Source organism: Candidatus Chlorobium masyuteum (assembly GCF_011601315.1).
Classification (GTDB): Bacteria; Bacteroidota; Chlorobiia; order Chlorobiales; family Chlorobiaceae; genus Chlorobium; species Chlorobium masyuteum.
Window position 1 is genome coordinate 213,277 of record NZ_JAAORA010000003.1, and the last position, 22,918, is coordinate 236,194.

The window sequence follows — 22,918 nt, forward strand, 5'->3', positions numbered from 1 at the left end:
CAATAAGACAGATGGATGCAAAAAAGAAGGTACTGGAAGTGATGAAAAAAGAGGCCTCCCCCATGAATGCCGGACAGATCGCCGAAAAGAGCGGACTGGACCGCAAAGAGGTTGACAAGGCTATGAAGGTACTCAAGGATGAAGGGCTGATCGTTTCGCCAAAGCGCTGTTTCTGGGAACCGGCAGCCTAAGCCTCTCTCCGGCAGGATTTGCTTGCGAAAGCGATCCTGCTTTATTCAGGATGTTCTCGCTCCGGAGATTTTACTATTCTGACGGGCATGCGCTCCATGAACAAACCACTCAAGAACAACCACCAGCAGTATGACTCCGGAAAGGGGTTGCTGGCCTCCGCCGTTGACCGTTCGAAGGATCTTTATTCAGCGCTCTTCAAGAAAAAATCCAATCCTCCCGGCAATGGCATGGGAGAAGCCGTAACTGCTCAGCCTCCGAACGAGTGGAAAGAGCTGGTCATGCATGCGCCTGTTGTGCTTCTGCAAGAATCGACAGATAAAGAGAACGCCTTTCAGCTGCTCCTGCATGAGTGCTGTAGTGCAAATCCGGATATTGATGAAAAGAGCACTTTCAAAAGCCTGCTTGAACGTGAATCGCAGGGCGCCACATTTGTCGGTTCCGATATTGCCATTCCCCATGCAAGACCGGAGAACATACAAAGGCCTGTACTTGTAATCGGTGTAAGCAAAAAGGGCGTTGTTGACCGGCAGTCCGGCAACAGTGCCCGGATCATCTTCCTCCTCCTGACACCCGCTTCCGATCCGAACAGCCATATCAGAATGCTCGGGGTTATCACCAGGATGGCATCCGACAAGGAGTGGCGGGCAAAAACAATCCGTGAGGCCGGCAGCAATAGGGGTTGAATGTAACCATGAAGGCGGGATTAGCACCGGACAAAAAAAAAGCACCCTCTGCGCTCAGCAAAGGGTGCTCTCTTTTCAGCGTTGAAGCCGATTACTTTTTAGGAGCAAAAGCTGAGGAAATGCTCTGAAGCACATTGTTCAGTGTGCCGGCAAGGTTGGTAGCCAGATCAGTTGTCGTCTTGGCAAGCGGCTCAACAAACTGGGAAACCGTTTTGATGCCACTGTTCAGGGTATCAATCTGGAACTGAAAAAGTTTACCTACAGAATCAGCAATATTGCCGATAGTGCCTGAGAAATCAACGTTTACGTTTGATCCGTTTGACATAGCTGTATTGATTTATGTTATGGAGATGTAGTGGAAAAACAATTCCTCTATAGTGTATATACGTTTACATATAATTTAAAATAATTCATTGAATACAACTAATTCATTATTAGGCACTTCCTTAAAAAAAATACCGGGCGGTGCAGATAAAATAGAGGGCTTACTTATTTATTTATATATGGTTATCAGTTTTATTGAACGGTATTTTTTCAATCAGTACTGCGAATGCTCATTCATTTTTTTTCTTCTATTCAGGCCGTTTCATGAAGAAGATTCAACTACTTTGCCTGCAAGACAATCAAAAAGGAGTAGTGCGCTTCACCTTGATGCATTTGCTCAATGCGCTAAAAAGGGGTAAATACCTGTTTTTGTATCCTTTATAAAAAAGCATTAACAATTGTTATTTTCAAAAAAAACACGCCACAAATAAACAGGAATACACTATGGGACGAATTGCAAAAAAACTGACCGACCTTATCGGTAACACCCCCCTGCTTAAGCTTGGAAATTTCAGTCGTGAGTTTGATGCTGCAGGATCTATTATCGCCAAACTCGAATATTTCAACCCCGGCGGCAGTGTCAAGGACCGTATCGGTTTTTCCATGATCGAGGATGCCGAGAAAAAGGGTCTGCTCAACAGGGATACTGTCATCATTGAACCGACCAGCGGCAATACCGGTATTGCACTGGCATTCATTGCCGCGGCCAAAGGGTACCGCCTGATGCTTACCATGCCTGAAACCATGAGTATTGAACGCCGCAACCTGCTCAAGGCTCTTGGTGCTGAACTGGTTCTTACTCCGGGCCCTGAAGGAATGCCCGGCGCCATCAGAAAAGCTGAAGAGCTTCATCTGAAATATTCGAACTCCTTTCTGCCGCAGCAGTTCAAAAACCCGGCCAACCCTGATATCCACCGCAGAACAACAGCCGAGGAGATATGGAAGGATACCGATGGAAAGGTTGATATCTTTGTGAGTGGTGTCGGTACCGGCGGCACTATTACCGGTGTCGGTGAGGTACTCAAGCAGAAGAATCCCGGTGTAAAAATTGTAGCTGTTGAGCCCTTCGACTCCCCGGTCATCTCCGGCGGAAAGCCCGGACCGCATAAAATACAGGGAATCGGCGCAGGATTCATTCCTGATATCCTCAACACCAATATTATTGACGAAATTATTCTGGTAAAGAACGAGGATGCCCTTCGAACCGGCCGTACCCTTGCCCGTACAGAGGGACTTATCGTCGGCATCTCATCGGGAGCTGCGGCATACGCGGCTCTGCAACTTGCTCAGCGTGAGGAGAACAAGGGTAAAAATATTGTCGTTATCCTGCCCGATACCGGCGAACGCTACCTCTCAACACTGCTCTACCAGTTCGATCCTGAAGAGAACAATCTTTAGGCTGCTTGCCCGCACCTTTATGGTCATGAGGAAGCGTAAACATTCACACTTCCTCATGTGACCATCTCCAGTGTCAATTTTGATCCAGAGAGACCGGTGTATCTGTTTTTGTCACAATTCCATCGGCAACAAGTTTTTCGATTGCCTTGGAAAGCTGATCATGTGTTCTCAACAGTGCCGGAACAGAGAGAGCGAGTGCTCCGACCGGACGGATATTTGCCTTCTCATCTTCAATCTGCATAATATTGACAATATCAAAACGAATAATGCCATCAATAAGCGTTATGTTGGCGATTCCGTCGGCGTAGATGGTCTGCATGTTTTGTTTTTCCTTGAAATAGAGGTTATGAAAAGTATTACGAATAAAATAGCGTGAACATATTCAGCCACGAATAAGAGAGCCGTTAAACAGTTCAATCTCTTTTTCAGAGAGTATCCCTGCTCTCTGTTTAAGCAACAGGCTGTTAAGAATATACTGATAGCGCAATTTGGCCAGATCACGCCTGCTTGTAAAGAGCTTCCACTCCGCATCAAGAACGTCAACATTGCTTCGAATTCCGGCCCCGAACCCCTTTTTTGTTCCGATCAGCACAATTTCTCCTGATTTAACCGCCTGTTCGTAGGCATGAATCTGGGCAATAGTGGTGACTACACCGTTATAGTATTTGCGAATCTCGGATTCAACTGCACGCTCCTTGCTGCTGAGATCTTCAACGGATTTAAGCCTCTTGGCATGGGCCTGACGAATTGCTGCACTGGCAAAACCGCCGGTATAGGTCGGAACGCTCAACTGCAGACTGATCGAATAGGTATTGTAGGTTGAACCGATCGAGTAGTTGTTTTCACTCTCGGAATAGCTCTTTGAGCCGACAAGATCAATCGTCGGGTAACGGGCCCATCGCTGTTTGTCAATCTCGTGTTTTGCAATCTGAATTTCCTGGCGGGCTGCTGCAAGTGCCGGATTTGACATGAGTGCCATGGCAATCCACTCTTCAACCCCTTTTGGTTGCGGATTTTGGAGTGCAAGCCGTGAAGGGTCCAGCCGGGAGAGCTCATCAGGATAGATCCCGATCAGATCTTCCAGCTCCCTGCGGCTGAATTCGACAGAACTCACAATATCAACACCCTCTGCAAGCGCGATATCGTAGCTCGCCTGCGCCTCATTGATTTCGGTAATCGTACCGTAACCGTTATCAAAACGACGCCTGGCCTGGCGAAGCTGCTCCAGCATCGCCCTGGTGTGTGCCTGACTGAAACTGAGGTTATCCTCGGCAAAAAGAGCATTGCAATAGGCCTCGGTTACTCTCACAATCAGGCCAACCTCTTCACTCTGAAGTTCAGCATCACTCTTGGAGGCAATAGCCTTGGACTGCTGATATTCGGCAATACTGGAGAGGTTGAGCAGCGGCTGACGAACCGTTACTCCATAGTTTATGGTATTGTAATAATCAACCGGTGTAAAGCGGCCCTGAAAACCATGTTGCGTTGAACTTCGGCCCCGCGAACCGCTCCAGCGGATATTGGGCCGCAACTTGGATCTCGACTTTCCGATCTCCTCCCGGAAGATCATATTATCGGCCCTGGCAACACGCAACTTGGCATCGTAGTCGAGGGCTTTCCGGTAGGCCGTCGAGAGGTCAATCGGTGCGGCTGATACCGTTCCGGATGCCAAGAACGCTCCTATAACCATCAATCGGGAAAACTGCTTCATCATCGCTTCATTCACGTCAATGTTCGTTATCCATAAAACCATGTTGTTCAACAAACCCTGAGCCCTGAACCTACTCCTCCTTCATGGAAACCATGATCTTCTTGATCAATGGATCGATCAGATAGACCAGAAGCGAGCGTTCACCGGTCTTGACAACAACAATGACCGGCATTCCGGGCTGCATCTGGCGATGACCAAGTGATCGCATCCCCTGGGGTGTTACCGTAACCCTGGCAAGATAGTAGGTTGCTCCCGGCTGCATGGGGTTCATCTGGGGTTCGGTTATAATATCTTTTGAGACCGATTCTACCACACCCTGCACAACAAGCTGGGGCGAGTGGGAGAATGAGGAGAAGCTGACATCAACCGGCAGACCTTTTTGAATACTGTCAATAAGGTGGGGTGCCACCTTTGCATCAATAAGCAGCCCTTCGTTGCTCGGGACAATATCCATGATTTTCTGGCCCGGCTGGACCACAGCTCCCACCGTCTGAACCTGAAGCCCGACCACCTGTCCGGAGGCTGGTGATCGAATTTCAGTATCAGCCAGCTCTGCGGCAAGCACTTTGGTCTTTACTGCATCTGCCTCCACTTCAAGCAGCATCTGGGAGAGCTGGGATGCGGTTGCCGACTTGAACTCCGATATCTTCAACTCCAGCTCCCGCTGCTGGCTCATTGGGGCGTAACCCTCTTTGACCAGTGACTTTATACCTGCAAGCTGGGCATTGAGCAGGTTAAGTGTCGTCTGACGGGAGATGAAGAGCTGCCGTTCATTGCTCATATTTCGTTGAGCCAGCGTCCTGTCAGGGTCATTGAGCAGATCCGGATGAAAAGTGATTGAACGGGCTCCCCGAAGCTCTGCATGAAGCCTGTCAGCTGTTGCCCGAATGCCAAGATAGTGCTGATGGGCTTCATCAAAGCGGGCTTTTGCCGTCTGACGCTCAAGCGTTACAAGCAGGTCACCCTGACGCACCATCTGGCCCTCACGAACATGAACCTTCTCAATACTTCCTCCCCTCAGGTGTTCAACAACCTTCCGTTTTGTAGCAATACTCACGATCCCCTGACAGGGCACACCCTCGTCAAGGGGAGCAAATGCTGCCCACAGCAAAAACCCGCCGAAACCGACAAGCAGTATCCAGATACCAAGCCTTACGGGGCTTCTGGTATCTCGGTATTTCTCCTTGTTTCTGGCAAGTTGGACGGCCTTTGCTGCATCTTCCTGCTTTACTGCTTCTATCTCTTGCATAGTATCATTGATCTCCATTACCATTTACACTTCTGAAAAATTCAGTTCAGGATGCCGGGACTGATGATGATGATGCCGCTACCGGACGCATGGCGGCAATAACCTCTTCGCGCGGCCCGCACCGTTCAATCCGTCCGGCTTTCATCACCGCAACAAGATCGGCGACACCGAGTATGCTTGGGCGGTGGGTAATCAGAATAACGGTTTTACCTGCGGCTTTCATATCCCCGACCGCCTGAAGCAGTGAACGCTCACCGGCTTCATCAAGATTGGCGTTCGGCTCATCAAGAACAAGAATAGCCGGATTACCGTAGATGGCACGGGCAAGTCCGAGCCTCTGGCGCTGACCGCCCGAAAGCATCCCGCCAGCTTCACCTATCTGGGTATCATAACCACGGGGAAAACTCAAAATCATCTCATGAATACCGGTACGGCGCGCTGCCTCAATCACCTTGAGTGAATCAATTTCTGCAAAACGGGCGATATTTTCGGCAATAGAGCCATCAAAGAGCTCAATATCCTGCGGCAGATATCCCAGGTGCGGCCCGAGCTCCGCTCTCTCCCAGCTCTCAACAGGATCACCGTCTATGAGCACCGCTCCCTCGGGATGAGGCCAGACTCCGACGATACAGCGGGCAAGCGTTGATTTTCCTGATCCTGAAGGGCCGAGCACAACAACAACCTTTCCGGCAGGAAACATCACCGTAATATTATCCAGAATTGGCGTTTTACGACCTTCAACACGAACGGTAAGAGACTCGATACGGATTTCGCCGAAAGGATCCTGATGCACTGCTCCCTGCTGCTGTTCCGGAAACTCTTCAAGCAGTTTTTCCAGACGGGTAAACGCGGTAAGGGAGTGAACAAACGGCTTCCATGTGGCCACAACAAGATCAAGCGGCTGAAGAGCCTTCGACATCAAGATATTTGCCGCAATCATCGATCCGGCAGACATCCTGCCGTCAACAACGAGAAGCGCCCCGGCTCCAAGCGTAAGAGACTGCATGGTGTAGCGAAGAAACTTTACCCATGCCTGCTGACGATGCTGACGGTCATGGGAGCTCTCCGCCTTTTCAAGAGAGGCCTCGTTGAGAACAAACCAGCGTTTCATGAGGTTCCCGCTCATACCCATCGCATGGATCGGCTCAATGTTGCGAAGCTTGCTCTGCACATAGCGGTAGCTCTCATTACCTGCTTCAGATGCATGTTCAATCTCTCTGCGGGTCAGAAGATGGCTTTGCAGGGTTACGAGAAGCTGAATAATCGCAAAGAGAATTGAGAGGCACCCGAGAAAAGGACTGAGCAGAAAAATGACGGCAATATAGATCGGCGTCCAGGGGGTATCAAAAAACGCAATGATACCGTTTGCCGTAAGAAACTGGCGGATATTGGCCAGATCCTGGAACGCCTCGCTGATTTTATGCGTGCTGCGGGTAAGGAAGGCGTCAAAACTCGCATTGAAGACCAGCGAGTTGAGCGCTTCATCAAGCTGTACTCCGGCACGAACCAGAAGACGGGAACGCAGCCACTCGGCAAATGCCATCACCACATAAAACAGAATCAGAAACAGGGTCACCATAATGAGGGTCAACTCACTGCCGCTTTTCATTACCCTTCCGTATACCTGAAGCATATAGAGCGTTGGCGCGAGCATCAGCACGTTTGCGATCATGCTGAAAATACCGACCCACATAAAGAGACGGCGAAACGTCCAGAGCTGACGGGAGAGAATACTGCGATTAAAAAAATCAGGCGTCATAGGTAGACATATACACGGTTCCGGTAAAATTAACTGCGTGGTGGTTGTGGCGCCTGCTTCTGGGGCTCATGAGCAGGCGCCTGTTTTGCTGCAAGTACCTCCTGGGTAGTGCCGAACCGCTGAATCTGGCCGTCAACAAGCACAAGAATATGCTCCATTAATCCAAGGATATTCATCCGATGTGTTATGACTATCACGGTTGCCCCCTGTGCCCGCAATGCCTTCATCGTATTGGTCAGGGCGATATCTCCGGCTTCATCAAGACTGGCATTGGGTTCATCAAGAACAACAAATTTCGGCATGCCGTAAACCGCTCTTGCCAGCGCCACCCGCTGCCGCTCTCCCCCGGAAAGGAACGACCCGTCATCGCCTATCTGGGTATCATACTTTTCCGGCAACCCTTCAATAAACTCGTCAAGCCCTACCATCCGGCAAGCCTCACTTACTTTTAAGGGATCCGGAACGTCAAAGCGTGCTACATTTTCCGCAATGGTTCCTTCAAAGAGTTCCACATTCTGGGGCAGATAACCGATATACTGCCCGAGCTCCTCCTTATCCCATTGATAGATATCGTTTCCATCAAGACGCACCTTGCCCTGAATCGCCGGCCAGATACCGACAAGGAGTCGGGCAAGCGTTGTTTTGCCGGAGGCAGAAGGCCCGACTATCGCCAGCGACCCGGAGGAAGGAATCCTGAAACTGATCCCTTTGAGAATCGGCACCTGGGTTCTCGGTGCACCGGCAACAACACCTTCAACAAGTAAAAACCCTTCGGGGGGAGGCAGCGACATCTTTTTTTCCGGAAGAGGAAACTCCCTGAGCAGGGCATTCAGCCGTCTGGAGGCCTCAAGGGTATCTTCAACCTGACGCCAGCTGCCGATTATCTGAACAAGAGGAGCAAGTACCCTGCCGCCCAGAATAGATCCGACGATCATACCTGATCCGAAAAGCGCACCTTTAAGCATCAGCCAGCAACCCATACCAAGCAAAAGAGAGCTTAACAGGCTTTGCACAAGTTTGGAAAGCGCCGCATTGGTCCCAGCATGATCCGAAGCGATAGCCTGATGCATCAGGAATTCCTGCTGGCGAACCATCCACCGTTTGTGAATATTGCCAAGCATCCCCATCGATTCAATTACCTGGGCATTGCGAATAACCTCCTCCGCATAGCTTTGCGCACTGTTCGAGCTCCGGGTTGCCGCAATAAGCGGTTCACGGGTTCGGCGTTCATTAAGAAAACCTATCGCGAACTGGACAACAGCTCCGGCCAGAGCAAACCACCCGAGTGCAGGACTCATCAGAAAAAGAATCACCAGAATAAGCAGCGCAAGCGGCGCATCAATAATAGCAAGCATTGCCCTTGAGGGGAGAAATTCCCGAATGGACTTCAGATCACGAAAAGCATTTGCTCCTGAAAAGGGCAGATTGGAAAGGCGTGCGGAGACAACCGCTCCGAATACCTGCGCCCGGAGCCCCTTGTCAAGCTGCATTCCGGCATCATGCATTACCTGACTTCGAACCCATTCAAGCGCTTCGAGCAGCAGATAAAGAAAAATGACAAGAATGGTAAGCATCAACAGCGTCCTGTGATTGCGGCTGTTGAGCACCCGGTCATAGACCTCCATCATGTACATGCTCGGAGCAAGGACAAGCAGATTAACAAAAAGACTGAAAAAAAACGTCTTCTGTAGTGAAGGAATAAGGGGCAAAAGAGCCTCGCGCAAAGGAGATTTCTCTTTTGTGTTTTTCACAGCAGAAAAGAGTTGCATTCACATTGACTCATCGGCATAAATAAAAAGCGTTAATCACCACCGGGATGCAACAGCCAACAGGGGCAGTTGAACGATATAACGAAAAGTGGATATGAAAACAGGCTGAGGCAGGATACCCTGAACAAACCGGTAAAACATGCAGGCAGACACAAGAGACAAAAGGTTTCTGTATCATGGTTGAGAGAGCATGCTTGATCCAGCACTTTTTTTCAGTGAACCGGCGTCAACCAGTGCTGTGCACCATACCGCCGCATTATGGACTGAACCGTTTCGCAAATACACTTGTAAAGTGAAATATAACAAGGTAATTGCAATACTCTATCCTGTAATAAAGAGGGAGTAACGAAAAATTGAACACGCTTAAACCTCTCCACTGAGGAGTTCATCAACTTTTTTCGTCAGCGCAGTGAGGGAAAAGGGTTTGCTGATAAATCCGACACCTTCCTCAAGTACCCCCTCTTGGGCAATAATATCGGAAGTGTATCCGGACATATACAGGGTTTTAATATCCGGTCGAATCAACTTAAGTTTCCTTGCGAGTTCACACCCGTTCATTTCAGGCATGATAACATCCGTCATAAGGATATGAATCTTCTCGGCATACTGGCTGGTAATGCGGATCGCTTCCAATGGTGTTGAAGCGGTAAGTACCGCATATCCATTATTCTCGAGCATCAGTTTGCAGAGACTCAGAATATCCGGCTCATCTTCAACAATCAATACCATCTCTTTTCCCCTGCTTTCGGATGGCAGCGGCTCTGGGGAGTCATCAGGATCGGCATAACCACGATGTTTCGGCAGATAGATGTTGAAGGTTGTCCCCTGTCCCGGCTCACTCTGGCAGTCAATAAAGCCTTTGTTCTGTTTTACAATACCATAGACCGTAGAGAGCCCCATTCCGGCGCCCTGATCTTTATCCTTTGTTGTAAAAAATGGTTCAAATATATGAGGGAGATCCTTTTTTGCAATTCCGGATCCCGTATCGGTCAGGACAAGCATGATATATTCGCCCGGCAGCTTGCAGGGATGGCCGGCGGCACACGCCGGTTTGTCAACGGATATGGTACGGGTTTCAATACTGATTTTACCGGATCCGGTAATGGCATCGCGGGAGTTGACCGTAAGGTTGCCAAGGATAAGATCGATCTGAACAGGATCAATCTTTACCGGAGTATTATGACTTTCGGGTATCCAGACCAGGGTAATCTGATCACCGACAAGCCCCCTGAGCATGGAGAGCATTCTTTCGACCATGGTGTTCAGATCGAGCACAACGGGCATAACTGCCTGCTTGCGGGAGAAGGCGAGGAGCTGGGTGGTAAGTTCTGCTGAACGCTCAACCGCTTTCAGAATCATCTTCAGGTTGTTCTGCAGCGATTGATCAAGAGCCGGATGGAGCATGGCAAGTTCAACATTGCCAAGAATAACGCCCAGCATATTATTGAAATCATGCGCAATACCTCCGGCGAGCTGACCGATCAACTCCATTTTCTGGGCCTGAAGGAGCACTTCCTGAATTTTCTGCTCTGAAAGCTCTGCCCGCTTGCGGGCGACAATGTCCCAGGCAAAATCGGCCAGTGTACCAACAAGCCGGACATCATTGTCATCGTAATCGTAGGGTTTCTCTGCCACTCCAACGATAGCCTGCACCGTATCTCCCCGCATGACAGGAACAACAAGGGTTCTCTGAATGTCTGGATGGCCAGCCGGCATCTTGAGAAGATGGCGTAAACCCGCATTATTGTTGAGAACCATCGGACGCCTGTTCAGGACCGCATCTGCCCATACTTCCGGACTGTTGAGGGGCGGATGTGCCGGTTCTTCCTCGACGGCCTGAAACTGCCTGTACATATTTCCTGAAAGAACCTGCCGGGAGAGGGTAAGCTGATCGTCACCGGTAAAGTGGCAAAAACCAATCCTGCTCTCCGTCAGACGTTCAGCTTCTTCAAGCGTTGCTCTCAGCAAGCTCTCGACTGAACTGGTTTCGGCTCTGTCAAGCAGATTGAGTCGAAATGCACTGATTGCTTCAAATCGTTTCCGTTCGGTAATTTCAATACCTATAGCCACAACAAAGGGCTCACCCTCGATCATGATCCGGCTCCCGGAAAGCATCCTCCATTGATATTCCGGTCCACCGTGCAGAAGCACCCGTCCTTCGGCGGTCTCCTCTACACCATGAGCCAGAATATTGCTCATTTTCTCGAAAGCAAGGGCACGGTCATCCGGATGAAACACCTTCATTGCTTCATAACCTGCGAGTTCGCTTTCCGGTAGGCCGAGAATTACATCGCGATAGTAGGCGTTCCACCAGACAATCCTGCCGTTTGCATCGTTGATGGTAAATGAACCCGGAAAAGGATCAATAATGGCCTTACTGAAAATTTGCTCGTATTTCGGACTCTGGTTCCGATCAAGCTTCGGGCACTCATGGCTCTGTTCACTCATGTATTTATGAGATGACTGTACTGTAACCGTAATTATGAGAAGCTTCCCTTCCGTTGAAGGTATCCCGAAATCAGGCAGCGATGCATCAGCTTTCAGGGCATAATATCGGATATCAATACCAGGTTTTTTAAAAAAAGTACCGATAAAGTATCAAAAAAGGACGAGAAGGTAACTTTACTTTTGGAAGCGCAAACCCGCCAAAAGAGTTACTGAGACTAATCAACACCTGATAACCAAGATAACAAAGGCATTTCAGGGCTCACCCTGTCTCAGTAATATACCGAAATTGAGATAGATATTTCCGAATTTCGATCCGGACAAGGCGGATTGAAAATAAATCATTCAGCCCTGAAGACATATACCTCATTAGAAATACTATTCAGCGGCCCTGCAGGTTATTGCGCTCACCAATCAGCCATTCTGAGGCAAGATTTCAAAAAATGATTATTATTGGGCAGAAAGCTCTGAAAGCCATGCTGTTGAGTCACAATAGGTGGATGATTTGCCAAATAATCAGGTATCTGCCTGGCAGGACAAAAAACCCGCACCCCTTTCTATGAAACTCTTTTTAAAACTGACACTCTTTGCTCTTCTTTCTGTTTGCGGTGCAGCTTCTGTCATATTTTTATCTCTCGGCTTTCTGGTATCACTCTATGCAGGCAATCCTGAAAAAACAGATGTTATTATTGTGCTTGGAGGAGATAGCGGCCTCCGCGTCCGTAAAGGTGCTGAACTCTACAATTCAGGATATGCCTCGCATGTTATCCTGACCGGCATAGACGAACGCTTTTATCGCCCGGCTCATCCCAACTGGCGTGAACGGCGTATGATAGCGCTTGGCGTGCCAAAAAAAGCAATCAGGGTAGACACGCAATCGACGACAACATGGGAAGAGGCTGTAAATACTGCGGACACCATGGAGAAAAAAGGGTGGAAGAGTGCAATTGTCGTCAGCGATCCGCCTCACATGCTTCGGCTTCACCAGACATGGAGCAAGGCTTTTAAGGGCAGCTCAAAAAGGTACATTCTCGTTTCAACAAAGCCGGAGTGGTGGCGCCCGTTTGTCTGGTGGAAAAACAAAAAAAGTTACCAGTTTGTCATTAACGAGATCAAAAAAAACCTTTACTACGCAGTCATGTACTATTAACGATGATACCCGGCTAAATCAAATCGCCTCACTCTTGCAGTAACAGAGAGCGGTCACGCTCCCCCTCTCTCGGCACAAACTCATCATTGCAGAGGAGAGAGATATACCTGATTGTATTGCCATTTTTGACGGGAAGAGGGGCTATTCAAGCCCCCTGATGATAACGCTAAGACAAGGTATGCTATGCATTTTGACATCAAAAAAGGATACACCCGAAAAGCTTTTACCATTTACGCTTTGCTCGGTGGATTCTGCCTGTTTCTCTTTTCAGCTCCTGCTTTTGCAGAAAACCAGCGCACTGCCGCCAGTGAAAGCCGGACCAAACCCCGGGAGTATGCAATCAGCTCATCATCACCTGCACAGGTCACCTTCATTGAACTCGGCTCCATAAAATGTATCCCCTGCCGAAAAATGCAGCCGGTAATGGAGGCCGTTCAGACGCGATTCGGCGCACAGCTCAAAATCATCTTTTATGACGTCTGGAAAACAGAAAATCATCCATACGCCAAACAGTATGCCATTCGGATGATCCCGACACAGGTTTTTCTCGACAGCAACGGAAAGGAGTTTTTCCGTCATGCGGGTTTTTTCCCGGAAGCATCGATCAATCAGCTTCTTGAAAAACAGGGATTGAAACCGCTCACCACCAATTGAACAGAAATAGTGGCACATCAATATTGGTAGCGCTCTCCGCAGAAAGTCGGGGCCGGGAGAGGATTTCGAGCATCGACCAACGATGTAATCAACATCGCGGAACAACTTAACAGGGGTGAACATGGTTGAAACTCTCTTTTCAGAACTTACGTTTGCCCTCGAGAAAAGTTATGGACTCGCGCTTTTCGCCTCGTTCATCTGGGGAGTACTGAGTGTACTCCTGAGCCCCTGCCATCTCTCGGGAATCCCTTTGATCATCGGTTATATAAGCAGTCACAGGGAGATAAAAACAAAACGATCACTCTGGCTTGCCCTCTCTTTTGCTCTCGGCACACTCTTCACCATTGCCTTGATCGGAGTGATAACGGCGTCAATGGGCATGATGCTCGGAGATACGGGCAATTGGGGCAACTATGTTATCTCCCTTCTCTTTATGCTGATGGGACTCTACCTCATGGAGCTTGTTCCCTTGAAGTGGAACGGGATTCCCCTGGCAGATGAGCCGCGCGGAGGATTGCCGGGCGCTTTTCTCCTCGGCCTTCTCTTCGGTATCGGACTCGGCCCCTGCACCTTCGCATTTCTTGCCCCGGTGCTCGGGGTGGTCTTCACCCTCGGGGCGGAGAGCTGGCTTAAAGCTGTGCTGCTGATTGCCGCCTTTGGTATCGGTCACGCCGCAGTAATCGCTGCTGCCGGCACGATGACACATCTGGTACAGCGCTACCTGAACTGGTCCTCCAGTTCAGGATCGATAAAGCAGGTCAAGCGGTTCTTCGGGCTTGTGCTGCTCGGTACAGGACTCTATTTTCTCTACACGGCCCTCACGCAGGGATAACCGTACCTTGTTTCGATGCGCCGGTGTATTTGAGAGCGTGTGTGCAACCGCTCACTCACCGATCGGTATCATCTGATTGGTAATTTCAGTAAACGCCACATCGTGACTGATGAGAAAGAGCTGATCATACCAATGTTCAGTCACCTCTTCACGACCAACATCAATTGCGCGAAAAGCCTTTGCAAGGTTCTCGCGGCGGGATAGATCAAGATTGGAGGTCGGTTCATCAAAAAATGCAACTCTTGCCCCTATCGTCTGGAGAAGCGCAAGCCGAAGAGCAACGACTGCGCTCATGGTCTGCCCGCCGGACAACTGGTCATCGCTTCGCTCCCGGAGAACACCGGCATCCATATCCCGAAGGATTATCTGATAGTTATCTCCCCAGCAGAGCTCTTCATCAGACTCGGCAATGGTTCGGTAAATACGATCGGCATGAAGAGTTATCTCCTCCCGAAACCGGTCTGAGAGCTGAGCCGAAACACTCCGGAACACCTGGTTTCGCAAAAACTTGACCAGCCGCTCTTTTTCCTGGAATGTGCTGATCAACACCCGCTTTTCGGCCATCACAAGCTGATGCTTCTTAAGCTCATCAATCTCTTTGCCGAGTCGCTCAAGGGTTCTTCCGCTCTCCTCAATCAGCTGGCGAGAGGTGGCCACGTCAATGAGAAGCTGCTCTTTTGCGGCATGCAGCTCTTGATGCTTTGCTGCTTCATAGTGCAAACGCCGCTCTGCAAGCTCATCGATAAAGGCGGCAAGCTCCTGCTGCAAATCCCGGAGTCCACGCTCCCACAGGCCAAGCGTTTGACGCCGATTATCAAGATCAAGAGCATCTTTGAGCTGTGCGGTATAGGTATCACGATCAGCCTGAAATCGCTTTCGCTCCCCTTCACACCTTTCGATTTCTGCATCAAGAGAGGAGAACCGCTGGAGATCGTTCTGCCGGAGAGCCGCCTCTGCAGCCACCCGGGAGTGTTCCTCCCTGCTGGTTTCAAGCCGTTCAATCCGTTCATGATTTCTGCGGCGCCCCTCCTCAAGGGCGGCAGCACGGCGGTCAAGTTCCTGTAGCCGTACCCGGTTTGCATGCTGCTCCTTTTCAGCATCTTCAGCCTCCGCGACCTTTCGGGCGGCATCACCGATCCGGCGGTCAAAATCGGCCATAGCCCGGTCGAGATCGCCGATTTTCATGGAGAAGTGATCAGCCGGTGCAAGACCGGCAACATTCCGGCACTGCTCCTGAAAGAAAGGACAGATCCCTTCCGCCAGAGTATCCTCTCCCTCAACAAGGGCAATACGTCGGCCTTCCAGAAGCGAGCGCTCTGCCCTGAGCCGGTCAGCTGCGTTTCGTCGCTCCTGAAGTTGATCTGCGGCATTGAAGCTTGCGCTATTGAGCAGAAGATCCTCCCTTGCTTGTCCAATAAGACAATCTTCAAGCGCCTGCTCCCGATCAACCTTTGCGATCTCCTGCTCTTCATGATCAAGCGCTTGTGAGAGCAGGCGGGCTTTTACCTCCAGTCCGGCAATATCCTGCTCAATCGCCCTTCGCATCATCTCCATTTTACGAAGTTCGCTCAGCTGCTCTTCGGCCTGCTCAAAGGACTCCTTCCCTGATCGGGAGGCCTCAACAAGATTAAAGGCATGAAGCGCCTCCTCGACTCGCTGCTTCTGGGTTGCTATCTTCTCCCCTCCGTCCCGGATACGCCCCTCAAGAAGCTGTATTTGAGTGGCGAGTGTGGTTATGCTCTTTTGCCTGCTCTCAAAATCTCTCAGGAGAGCTTCAAGATCAAAGAGCGCCGCACTCCTTTCGGCCAAAACATGCTGTTGCGCTTCAACAAGCGCTCCTGTAGCAGCAAACTCCTCCTCTTTTTCCGGGAAAATTGCCACTACACCTTCAAGACCCTCAACCTCTACCTCAAGAATTTTCACCTTCTCCTGCACAAGCGCAAGCAGCGAAGCAGTTCCTTTGTACGTTTTTCTCCAGGTGTCGATTCCAAGAATTTCATCAAACGCCTCCTGGCGTTTTGTCGGTTGACGGATAATGAAAGGACCAAGAAAATCGTTCTGGAAGGGACCGATAACCAGCTTGAACTGCTCGGAAAGAGAACGGCCATTGAGAAGCCCGAGCAGCTGGGCAATACGGGTTTCTGTTTCGGTAATCCCCGAATGTTCCTCAACTTCAAAGGTGTCGCCCTTGCGTTCTGCCAGCAGCCATTTTGATACGGGTCCTACCGTTCTGCTCACCTTCCACTCACGGCCATCATCACTTTTAAAGGTGACCGATATTCTTCCCCTTTTGGCTCCTATCGAAATAAAGCGATCAACATTGGAGACGAAGTCACGGGCATCAACACCGAACAGTGCATAACCTATCGCTTCAAAAACGGTACTCTTGCCTGATCCGTTTGCTCCCGAGAGTACATTGATCCCTGACGAAAAGGAGAGTTCCGTATCGCGATGTGATTTTATATCCGTGAGATGTATGGAAAGTATCTGCATCAGCCCATCTTTTATTTATGATTTTGGGGTGCCGTGAGCATACCAAGAAGATCATCCCCCTCACACTCCCCCTTCATTACCTGATCCCTGATGGCAAGAGCAAGTCTGAGCAGCTCCTCCTCTCTTCCCCTGAACTCGCTTCGGGCAGTGATTAACTCCCGAACTACCTCTTTTTCAATCTCCCCCAGATGTTTCTGCTCCCGCTCCTGACCTCCCTCCCGGGTGAAGAGTGAAAGATGGTTTTTAATCTCGATATGCAGAGGGTGGCAGAGTTCATCAAGCAGAAGACGCAACCGCTCCCTGCCAAGCTCAAAAGGATGAAAACGGACCTGTCCGGTCAATTTCAGCTCAAGAAGCAGCTTGCGTTCATCAACTCCCCTGAAAAGTTTCGGGCGTATCTCTTCTGAAAGACGCCGAAGAGCTTCATCTGCATTGTCAGCACCATCCAGATTGATGGTGGTCACCATCATCGGCCGTGGATAGGTTTGACGGAATTCGTGCCGATAGATGCCTTCATCGACGGTAACAAGGTAATATCCCTTGTCGAACCGCTCTTCACCGAAGTTAACACACTCAGGGGAGCCCGGATTATAGGCATAGGGATGACCATCAGCACGCTCGACAACATAGGGCTTGTGTCCATGACCAAGAGCGACATAATCAAATATTGCCGACAGCGGCAGCGCCTCTTCCGGCTTCATATTGCCGATTTCAACCGGAGAGTAGCTCCAGATACCGACATGAAAAAGAAGGATATTGCCGGTTGTGGCAATTGACTCACAGATACGCTCAACATGGCTGCCTGCCTGTGTACCGATATAACCGAGCCCGTAGATATGTAACCCCTTTATTTCGATATGACCTCCGCTCCCCTCTTCACTCTTGAAGGGTTCAAACCGGTAACCGCCCGATTCAGTCCGGGACGGTCGCAGAAGGCGGATATAGCCCATCTCCGAGAGAGCCTCCATCCAGGAGATGCTCTCACGGCGATGGATCCAGTCATGGTTTCCTTCAACTGCAATACAGGGTATCAAGGCATCCTTCAGGGGCTGAAGGCTCTCGATGGTGCGTGCGAAGGTGCGCGGGAGTATCTGACCGGTGTGGAAAAGGTCACCCGCAATCAGAACAAAATCAACAGCTTCATCAATGGCATTCTTCACAATGGAATCAAGCATGACAAAAAAATCTTCATACCGCAGAGACCCGGCGGATGCGGTTCGATAGGTTTTGCCAAGATGAAGGTCAGCCGTATGGATAAAGCGAATGGTCATAAGAGCATTAAAGCGCGGTTAGAAAATCAGGTAAAGGAGCAAAAGAAGTTCACATCAAGGACAATAAGGCGCTCAGTGACTGCAACGACGAAGCATATAATTCAGCATTCAAAATCGTTTCAATCCTCTCCACTACGTCCACTTCTGTCAACCATTTCTCTGCCCACTGAGTCCACTTTCTTCTCTCTCTTCTCTTCTCACGGCTATCCAGGTCCAGAGCGCTCCGGCTGCATCTACAGCACCAAACAGCAGAAAAACGGGACTGGCGAACCCGAAGAGAATAAAGGCAATAAATGCAGCCATGACAAATATCCGGGCATAAATCGAGGCCTGAATAAAGGCTTTGTCAGGATTTTTCAGGGCAAACCGGTAGTAGATACCGAGATTGAAAACAAGAACGCCCGCGACACGGACCCAGACCTCTGAGGTCGGCGCTATCCCGAAGAGTGAGAGCAGGAGATTCGGCACCACGATAAGGGCTGCGCCAAGCAGATTCATATAGAGTCCGAAAAGCTTGAGTGACTGTACCGACTGTTTCATTGCTTTAGTGGGGTTGTCGTTAAAGTATGACCCAGGCAAGAATACCGATTGAGGCAACCCCTGCGACGACAGCGGCTCCACCCGATCCGGAACCGGAACTTTCAGTCGCACTCTCAACATAGGGATTTGCAGTAGTAAAGTCATAGGTCTGAATGCCCTCGGAGCTGTTTCCGTCACTGTCCCTGACCACTCCGCCATCCAGCGTAACATAGTAGTGCGTGCCGGATGCAAACGACGAGGTCGGGTTTATCGTAAGGCGGCTCCCGGAAACAGTGAGATTTGAACTTGTCGAAATATCATAGGCCGCCTCAAAAAGAGTCCCTGTCGCTGAATTGATATGAATGGCAGCACTGCCGGTTCCCTTCTGTATCGCTTCATTGAAGGTGATGACAATATCATCCGTAACACCGACATCCACCGCCCCGTCATTGGGGCTGAAAAGGGTAATCGTCGGAATGTTGGTATTGATCTGCGTCGTATTGGCAAACTGGAAATGTTCAACGCCGCTCAGATGATCCGAGCCGTCACCTCCGGCTCTCTTGTCCGTAATGGTGTACACTCCGCTTGAGGCATCATAGGTGATGGTATAGTCACTGCTGTTACCGCTGAAGATCGCTGTATCCGATCCATCACCGCCATTGATGGTATCGTTGCCTCCACCTCCCGTTATGGTGTTGGCCGCACTGTTACCGGTAATGGTGTCACTGCCGCTCCCTCCCTTGACATTTTCAAGCGTGACTCCGAAAGCGATGCCAAGGTTATTTGAACCGTCATAGTTCAACGAATTTCCCCTGTTGACGTAGTGAAGGGAGGAGTAGCTCCCCGCTCTCAGATCAACCGTGCAATCGGTCGTGAAGTTCGAAATATCAATGGTGTCGGTCCCTCCGGCATCCCAGATGGTTTTGTAAAAGGGTACCGCGGGATCGAAGGTGTAGGTATTGTTACCGGTCTGGTAGCTGTTGTTTGCCCCGTAAAGATACTGGATAGCGGCAATATCATAGACCATAGGGGTTTCAGGAAGTACGGCGATGGTTTGACTGGCATCCACATACCATTTATGCCAGTCGTTATAGGACATAACCGAATAGATCCTGTAATCGAGACTTTCAGGAAGATAGGGCCCGGCAGAGTTGGTTCCGGAGTAGTTTCCCGGATGCTTCAGACCGAGTCCATGACCGATTTCATGAATCAGTGAGTAGTAGTTGAAGGAGCTGTTCGTCCACGAACTGCCGGTGGCATAAGCGGGATTGATCCATACATCGGCGGCCGAGGCCCAGTAGTCATCAGGATAATAGCACCATCCCCAGGATCCGCTTACGGCGGAGGAAAATGCCAGACGAAAGTCACCGACACTTGCTGCGGTATCAGCAACCTGTGTGAAGGAGAGATTGGCAACAACTGCCCATGACTGAAACACACTGCTCGCGGCAGCAATCTGGGTTGCTGTCAGAGCGAAATGCGATGATGCATCCGGTTCATTCGTATTGGAGTAATCACTCTGCCAATAGGCTGTTGCTCCATCGATCCAGGGAAAGCTGTAGGAGAGCGATACAACACCGCTGGAACCGGCACGCCATTTTACATGATCTTCATTAAGCAGCGGATCAATCGTACTGACACCGCTCGCGCTGAATATACTTATGGCAGAAGATGTTGAGGGACTCGGCATAAGGGCGTCTATAGTTCAATCTAAGGAGACGAAGGCTGTCGAATACCACACTCCCGGCAAAGCGCTGTTTGCCGTAAAGCACAAGCTAAAAAAGTTCCATTCAATGCACAACGGCTGTAAGAATACTGTAAGGAAGCAGTTGCGGCTTTTTCACTTCACTACTTTCAAACAGTAATGGTCTCTTCCCGATCCGTTCATCGCGACAGGTAGTTGCTACCGCAGAAAGGAATGACCATTGAGCGGTTACGCTGTCATGATCTTGCCGTGCCTGGAGTTTATGCGAAAAGAGGAGAGGCAAAAAGCAGAAAGAGAAGAATAAAAACAGCGAAATCGATAAAATAATGGTAATCTGCCTCTACGCTTCCATGATGTCCAATGCAGGTTTACCATGAGGAATTTTCAGCCATGAATGACAAAATAATGTTGCCGCTTCATCCCGGAACGGTTCTGTTTGAGGAGTACATTACTCCCATGAATCTGACTGAAGGCCGGATAGCCGAGGATATCCATATTCCTGTATGGCGCATTAACGAAATCATCGCAGGAAAACGAAGCATCACCGCAGAGACCTCGCTGCGGCTTGCCCGCTATTTCGGAACCCCGCCGCAGTTCTGGTTTGGCCTGCAGATGGACTATGATCTTAAAACAGCCATGAACAGCATGGGACCGATTATTGCCCGTGATATCCAGGCTTATGACGACTCAAGGCCATAAGGCACCGTCAGCGGTTATCTTCATCACGGTTTTCTCTTTCAGTTTCAGCACCGACCGCAAGTTCTGAAGGTATCTGGCGAGTAACCTTTGCACCAAGCTTCCTGATCTCCTCCACCCTTCCGACAAGATTACCCCTCCCCTCTTTCAGTCGTTTGAGAGCAAGGTCAAAGGAGTCCGAGAGAGCTGATAGCTTTTTGCGTCCATCCATTACTGCCTCAAGCACAAGCAGCACCTGATCGTAGATTCTACCCGCTTTTTCAGCAATAAGCTCGGCGTTACGGTTCTCGTTTTCCCGACGCCAGATCTGGGCAATGAGCTTGAGCGTTATCATCAGTGTGGCCGGACCGCACAACACGACGTTCTTTCCGGCAAGACCATACATCAGCTCCGGGTCGGCCTTCATCACAGCCTGCCATGCGGGTTCGAGGGGAATACACATGATAACAAAATCAAGTGTCCGGTTACCGCCAAGAGCGCTGTACTCCTTTGACTGAAGTTCGGTGATATGACGAAGCACCGATTGTGTATGCTCCCTGAGGGCCTGAGCCTGTTGCGGCTCGTCATCAAGCGTGCAGTATCGCTCGTATGCCGTAAGGGAGACCTTGGAATCGACAATCACCGCTTTATTGCCGGGAAGCATAACCAGAAAATCGGGTCGTTTCAACTGGCCATTCTCCTGTCGAAGGCTCTCCTGCGCCATATACTCACGCCCTTTTTCAAGACCGGAAGCTTCAAAAATCCTTTCGATAATCAACTCCCCCCAGTCTCCCTGCATTTTTGAGTCCCCTTTGATAGCCTTTGCCAATGTATTGGCCTCATCGCTCACCCGACCGCTCAGTTCCTGGAGCTGACGGACCTGTTCAATCAGGCGTCCCGACAGTTCCGTATCGGAAGCGTGCACCTCATCAACCCGCTTGCGAAAAGCGTCAAGCTGCTCGCGTAGCGGTTGCAAAAGCGTCTCAAGGCGCTCACGGTTCTCCTGTCCGAAAGCCCTTCCCCGCTCCTCGAATATCCTGTTCGAAAGATTTTCAAACTCACTTTTCAGGCGTGCTTCCGACTCCTGCATTAGAGCCGTTTTTTCAGCGGCACTTCGCCGTTCATTGTCAAGATCAGATTCAAGCCGGGCAAACCGGATGTTTGCTGCCTCAAGCTCGGAGGATTTCATTGCAAACTGGTTCGCGCTTCGGGCGGCATCCTCTTCAACAAGGCGAAGACGTTGCAGCTCGGCTTTCAATGGCGCATCGCGAACAACCCTGTAGGCCACAAAAAGCAGCAAAAGAAGCAGCAGAAGGAGGATTGAAACAATGAAAATGGATGTCATGAGCACTTTTGATGTACCGGCTGGTAAAGCCCGTATGGGTAGTTGTGATTAAAATTCCCTCTTCTTCATGAAAATATAGTGCTGAAGAGTCGTGAAAACCTGCATGGAGGGAAAAATAGAGGGGATCTCGCACAAATAAAAAGCCCCGATCTGTTTTGCGGGGCTTTTTCGAGAGGAGAACCAGGAGCCGGAAACTTATTTGTAAAGAGCACTTCCTGATGGGGTTGATCCGGTATAACTAACTAGAGAGGTTCGGTTATTTACGGATTCAGGATTGTTGGAGCTTTTGATATCACCCTTGTAGGAAGCCGAGCAACCGGCAAGCGTTATGATACCCGCAACTATTAACATCACTGTTTTCATGATAGTCATAATAACACTCCTGTTTTATTTATCCGATCACTGCCCGACACCGTGTATCAGTACTCAGGCATAACTTTACATTACAAAGCTTATCTTAAAGAATAAACATCATGCCGGGCTGAAGAGTTTCCGGTATGTATCGGGCTTCTCGGTCATGTGTGCGGAGAAAGACTCAAAGCAAAGGTGAGGCCTGTAAATAACCGGGTATCAGTTTGCAAAACAAGAAGTTTTTCTTACCTTTGTCATTCCTGTAACGGCGAAGTGGCCGAGTGGTCAGGCAGAGGTCTGCAAAACCTTGTACAGCGGTTCGAATCCGCTCTTCGCCTCCAGAAACAAAAAAGCCTGCTCATCGCAGGCTTTTTTGTTTCTGGACTTTTCCCC

At 49.9% G+C, this 22,918-nt stretch carries 19 protein-coding genes and 1 tRNA gene; 8 read left to right on the forward strand and 12 right to left on the reverse strand.

The features are described 5' to 3' along the window. Positions 1–11 precede the first annotated feature (11 nt). Complete coding sequence (locus G9409_RS07595; protein WP_166808193.1) at positions 12–191, forward strand: winged helix-turn-helix transcriptional regulator; 180 nt, start codon at positions 12–14, stop codon at positions 189–191. 96 nt (positions 192–287) lie between these two features. Next, positions 288–875: a PTS sugar transporter subunit IIA gene (locus G9409_RS07600; protein ID WP_166808194.1), complete on the forward strand. Its 588-nt coding sequence runs from the start codon at positions 288–290 to the stop codon at positions 873–875. A 91-nt stretch (positions 876–966) separates the two neighbouring features. Here the strand turns inward: G9409_RS07600 and G9409_RS07605 are convergent, their stop codons facing one another. Then, the gene (locus G9409_RS07605; protein WP_166808195.1) at positions 967–1,200 is read right to left on the reverse strand and encodes a chlorosome envelope protein B; all 234 of its coding nucleotides are present in this window, start codon (positions 1,198–1,200) and stop codon (positions 967–969) included. A 443-nt stretch (positions 1,201–1,643) separates the two neighbouring features. Between G9409_RS07605 and cysK the strand changes: the two genes are divergently transcribed. Beyond that, entirely contained in the window at positions 1,644–2,597 is a 954-nt protein-coding gene (gene cysK / locus G9409_RS07610) for a cysteine synthase A (RefSeq protein ID WP_166808196.1), read from the forward strand. A 73-nt stretch (positions 2,598–2,670) separates the two neighbouring features. Here cysK and G9409_RS07615 read toward each other — a convergent pair whose 3' ends face one another. From G9409_RS07615 to G9409_RS07640, 6 genes are all read right to left on the reverse strand, one after another. Further along, positions 2,671–2,916 carry a hypothetical protein gene (locus tag G9409_RS07615; protein ID WP_006365917.1) on the reverse strand — a complete coding sequence of 82 codons (246 nt, stop codon included), beginning with the start codon at positions 2,914–2,916 and terminating at the stop codon, positions 2,671–2,673. A gap of 63 nt (positions 2,917–2,979) precedes the next feature. Beyond that, complete coding sequence (locus tag G9409_RS07620) at positions 2,980–4,350, reverse strand: TolC family outer membrane protein (protein WP_166808197.1); 1,371 nt, start codon at positions 4,348–4,350, stop codon at positions 2,980–2,982. 28 nt (positions 4,351–4,378) lie between these two features. After that, positions 4,379–5,557, reverse strand: coding sequence for an HlyD family efflux transporter periplasmic adaptor subunit (locus G9409_RS07625; protein WP_166808198.1), 1,179 nt, complete (start codon positions 5,555–5,557; stop codon positions 4,379–4,381). Positions 5,558–5,603: 46 nt separating this feature from the next. Further along, positions 5,604–7,316: a type I secretion system permease/ATPase gene (locus tag G9409_RS07630; RefSeq protein ID WP_166808199.1), complete on the reverse strand. Its 1,713-nt coding sequence runs from the start codon at positions 7,314–7,316 to the stop codon at positions 5,604–5,606. Positions 7,317–7,345: 29 nt separating this feature from the next. After that, on the reverse strand, positions 7,346–9,085 hold the full coding sequence (locus tag G9409_RS07635) for a type I secretion system permease/ATPase (RefSeq protein ID WP_166808200.1): 1,740 nt from the start codon (positions 9,083–9,085) through the stop codon (positions 7,346–7,348). Between the two features lie 363 nt (positions 9,086–9,448). Continuing rightward, the gene (locus G9409_RS07640; protein WP_208019683.1) at positions 9,449–11,533 is read right to left on the reverse strand and encodes a GAF domain-containing protein; all 2,085 of its coding nucleotides are present in this window, start codon (positions 11,531–11,533) and stop codon (positions 9,449–9,451) included. A gap of 556 nt (positions 11,534–12,089) precedes the next feature. On the opposite strand from G9409_RS07640, the gene G9409_RS07645 reads away from it, so the two are divergent. The 3 genes from G9409_RS07645 (at position 12,090) to G9409_RS07655 (ending at position 14,166) form a co-directional block, all read left to right on the forward strand. Next, entirely contained in the window at positions 12,090–12,680 is a 591-nt protein-coding gene (locus G9409_RS07645) for a YdcF family protein (RefSeq protein ID WP_166808201.1), read from the forward strand. Positions 12,681–12,863: 183 nt separating this feature from the next. Then, on the forward strand, positions 12,864–13,334 hold the full coding sequence (locus tag G9409_RS07650; protein WP_166808202.1) for a thioredoxin family protein: 471 nt from the start codon (positions 12,864–12,866) through the stop codon (positions 13,332–13,334). Positions 13,335–13,455: 121 nt separating this feature from the next. Beyond that, positions 13,456–14,166: a cytochrome c biogenesis CcdA family protein gene (locus G9409_RS07655; RefSeq protein ID WP_166808203.1), complete on the forward strand. Its 711-nt coding sequence runs from the start codon at positions 13,456–13,458 to the stop codon at positions 14,164–14,166. Positions 14,167–14,217: 51 nt separating this feature from the next. Here the strand turns inward: G9409_RS07655 and G9409_RS07660 are convergent, their stop codons facing one another. The 4 genes from G9409_RS07660 to G9409_RS07675 all read right to left on the reverse strand — a co-directional run bounded on the left by G9409_RS07660 (position 14,218) and on the right by G9409_RS07675 (position 20,139). Then, complete coding sequence (locus G9409_RS07660; RefSeq protein ID WP_166808204.1) at positions 14,218–16,659, reverse strand: AAA family ATPase; 2,442 nt, start codon at positions 16,657–16,659, stop codon at positions 14,218–14,220. Positions 16,660–16,670: 11 nt separating this feature from the next. Continuing rightward, positions 16,671–17,930: a metallophosphoesterase family protein gene (locus tag G9409_RS07665; protein ID WP_166808205.1), complete on the reverse strand. Its 1,260-nt coding sequence runs from the start codon at positions 17,928–17,930 to the stop codon at positions 16,671–16,673. 147 nt (positions 17,931–18,077) lie between these two features. After that, the gene (locus G9409_RS07670) at positions 18,078–18,470 is read right to left on the reverse strand and encodes a hypothetical protein (protein WP_166808206.1); all 393 of its coding nucleotides are present in this window, start codon (positions 18,468–18,470) and stop codon (positions 18,078–18,080) included. A 19-nt stretch (positions 18,471–18,489) separates the two neighbouring features. Then, on the reverse strand, positions 18,490–20,139 hold the full coding sequence (locus G9409_RS07675; RefSeq protein WP_166808207.1) for an Ig-like domain-containing protein: 1,650 nt from the start codon (positions 20,137–20,139) through the stop codon (positions 18,490–18,492). Between the two features lie 405 nt (positions 20,140–20,544). Here G9409_RS07675 and G9409_RS07680 point away from each other — a divergent pair, with 405 nt between their 5' ends. Beyond that, positions 20,545–20,853 (forward strand): HigA family addiction module antitoxin, encoded by a 309-nt coding sequence (locus G9409_RS07680; RefSeq protein WP_006365904.1) that lies wholly within the window; start codon positions 20,545–20,547, stop codon positions 20,851–20,853. 7 nt (positions 20,854–20,860) lie between these two features. On the opposite strand, the gene G9409_RS07685 is transcribed toward G9409_RS07680, so the two are convergent. Continuing rightward, positions 20,861–22,174, reverse strand: a complete 1,314-nt coding sequence (locus G9409_RS07685) for a DNA recombination protein RmuC (protein ID WP_166808208.1) — start codon at positions 22,172–22,174, stop codon at positions 20,861–20,863. 618 nt (positions 22,175–22,792) lie between these two features. On the opposite strand from G9409_RS07685, the gene G9409_RS07690 reads away from it, so the two are divergent. Next, positions 22,793–22,866 (forward strand) — tRNA-Cys (locus G9409_RS07690). Positions 22,867–22,918 lie beyond the last annotated feature (52 nt).

What these genes read in the sequence shown, in the direction of transcription:
- G9409_RS07685 (WP_166808208.1), bottom strand. Translation starts at nt 22,174, where the DNA reads ATGACATCCATTTTCATTGTTTCAATCCTCCTTCTGCTGCTTCTTTTG.
- G9409_RS07665 (WP_166808205.1), bottom strand. Translation starts at nt 17,930, where the DNA reads ATGACCATTCGCTTTATCCATACGGCTGACCTTCATCTTGGCAAAACC.
- G9409_RS07650 (WP_166808202.1), top strand. Translation starts at nt 12,864, where the DNA reads ATGCATTTTGACATCAAAAAAGGATACACCCGAAAAGCTTTTACCATT.
- G9409_RS07620 (WP_166808197.1), bottom strand. Translation starts at nt 4,350, where the DNA reads ATGGTTTTATGGATAACGAACATTGACGTGAATGAAGCGATGATGAAG.
- G9409_RS07675 (WP_166808207.1), bottom strand. Translation starts at nt 20,139, where the DNA reads ATGCCGAGTCCCTCAACATCTTCTGCCATAAGTATATTCAGCGCGAGC.
- G9409_RS07670 (WP_166808206.1), bottom strand. Translation starts at nt 18,470, where the DNA reads ATGAAACAGTCGGTACAGTCACTCAAGCTTTTCGGACTCTATATGAAT.
- G9409_RS07655 (WP_166808203.1), top strand. Translation starts at nt 13,456, where the DNA reads ATGGTTGAAACTCTCTTTTCAGAACTTACGTTTGCCCTCGAGAAAAGT.
- G9409_RS07605 (WP_166808195.1), bottom strand. Translation starts at nt 1,200, where the DNA reads ATGTCAAACGGATCAAACGTAAACGTTGATTTCTCAGGCACTATCGGC.
- G9409_RS07660 (WP_166808204.1), bottom strand. Translation starts at nt 16,659, where the DNA reads ATGCAGATACTTTCCATACATCTCACGGATATAAAATCACATCGCGAT.
- G9409_RS07680 (WP_006365904.1), top strand. Translation starts at nt 20,545, where the DNA reads ATGAATGACAAAATAATGTTGCCGCTTCATCCCGGAACGGTTCTGTTT.
- G9409_RS07630 (WP_166808199.1), bottom strand. Translation starts at nt 7,316, where the DNA reads ATGACGCCTGATTTTTTTAATCGCAGTATTCTCTCCCGTCAGCTCTGG.
- G9409_RS07645 (WP_166808201.1), top strand. Translation starts at nt 12,090, where the DNA reads ATGAAACTCTTTTTAAAACTGACACTCTTTGCTCTTCTTTCTGTTTGC.
- G9409_RS07640 (WP_208019683.1), bottom strand. Translation starts at nt 11,533, where the DNA reads ATGAGTGAACAGAGCCATGAGTGCCCGAAGCTTGATCGGAACCAGAGT.
- cysK (WP_166808196.1), top strand. Translation starts at nt 1,644, where the DNA reads ATGGGACGAATTGCAAAAAAACTGACCGACCTTATCGGTAACACCCCC.
- G9409_RS07615 (WP_006365917.1), bottom strand. Translation starts at nt 2,916, where the DNA reads ATGCAGACCATCTACGCCGACGGAATCGCCAACATAACGCTTATTGAT.
- G9409_RS07635 (WP_166808200.1), bottom strand. Translation starts at nt 9,085, where the DNA reads ATGCAACTCTTTTCTGCTGTGAAAAACACAAAAGAGAAATCTCCTTTG.
- G9409_RS07600 (WP_166808194.1), top strand. Translation starts at nt 288, where the DNA reads ATGAACAAACCACTCAAGAACAACCACCAGCAGTATGACTCCGGAAAG.
- G9409_RS07595 (WP_166808193.1), top strand. Translation starts at nt 12, where the DNA reads ATGGATGCAAAAAAGAAGGTACTGGAAGTGATGAAAAAAGAGGCCTCC.
- G9409_RS07625 (WP_166808198.1), bottom strand. Translation starts at nt 5,557, where the DNA reads ATGCAAGAGATAGAAGCAGTAAAGCAGGAAGATGCAGCAAAGGCCGTC.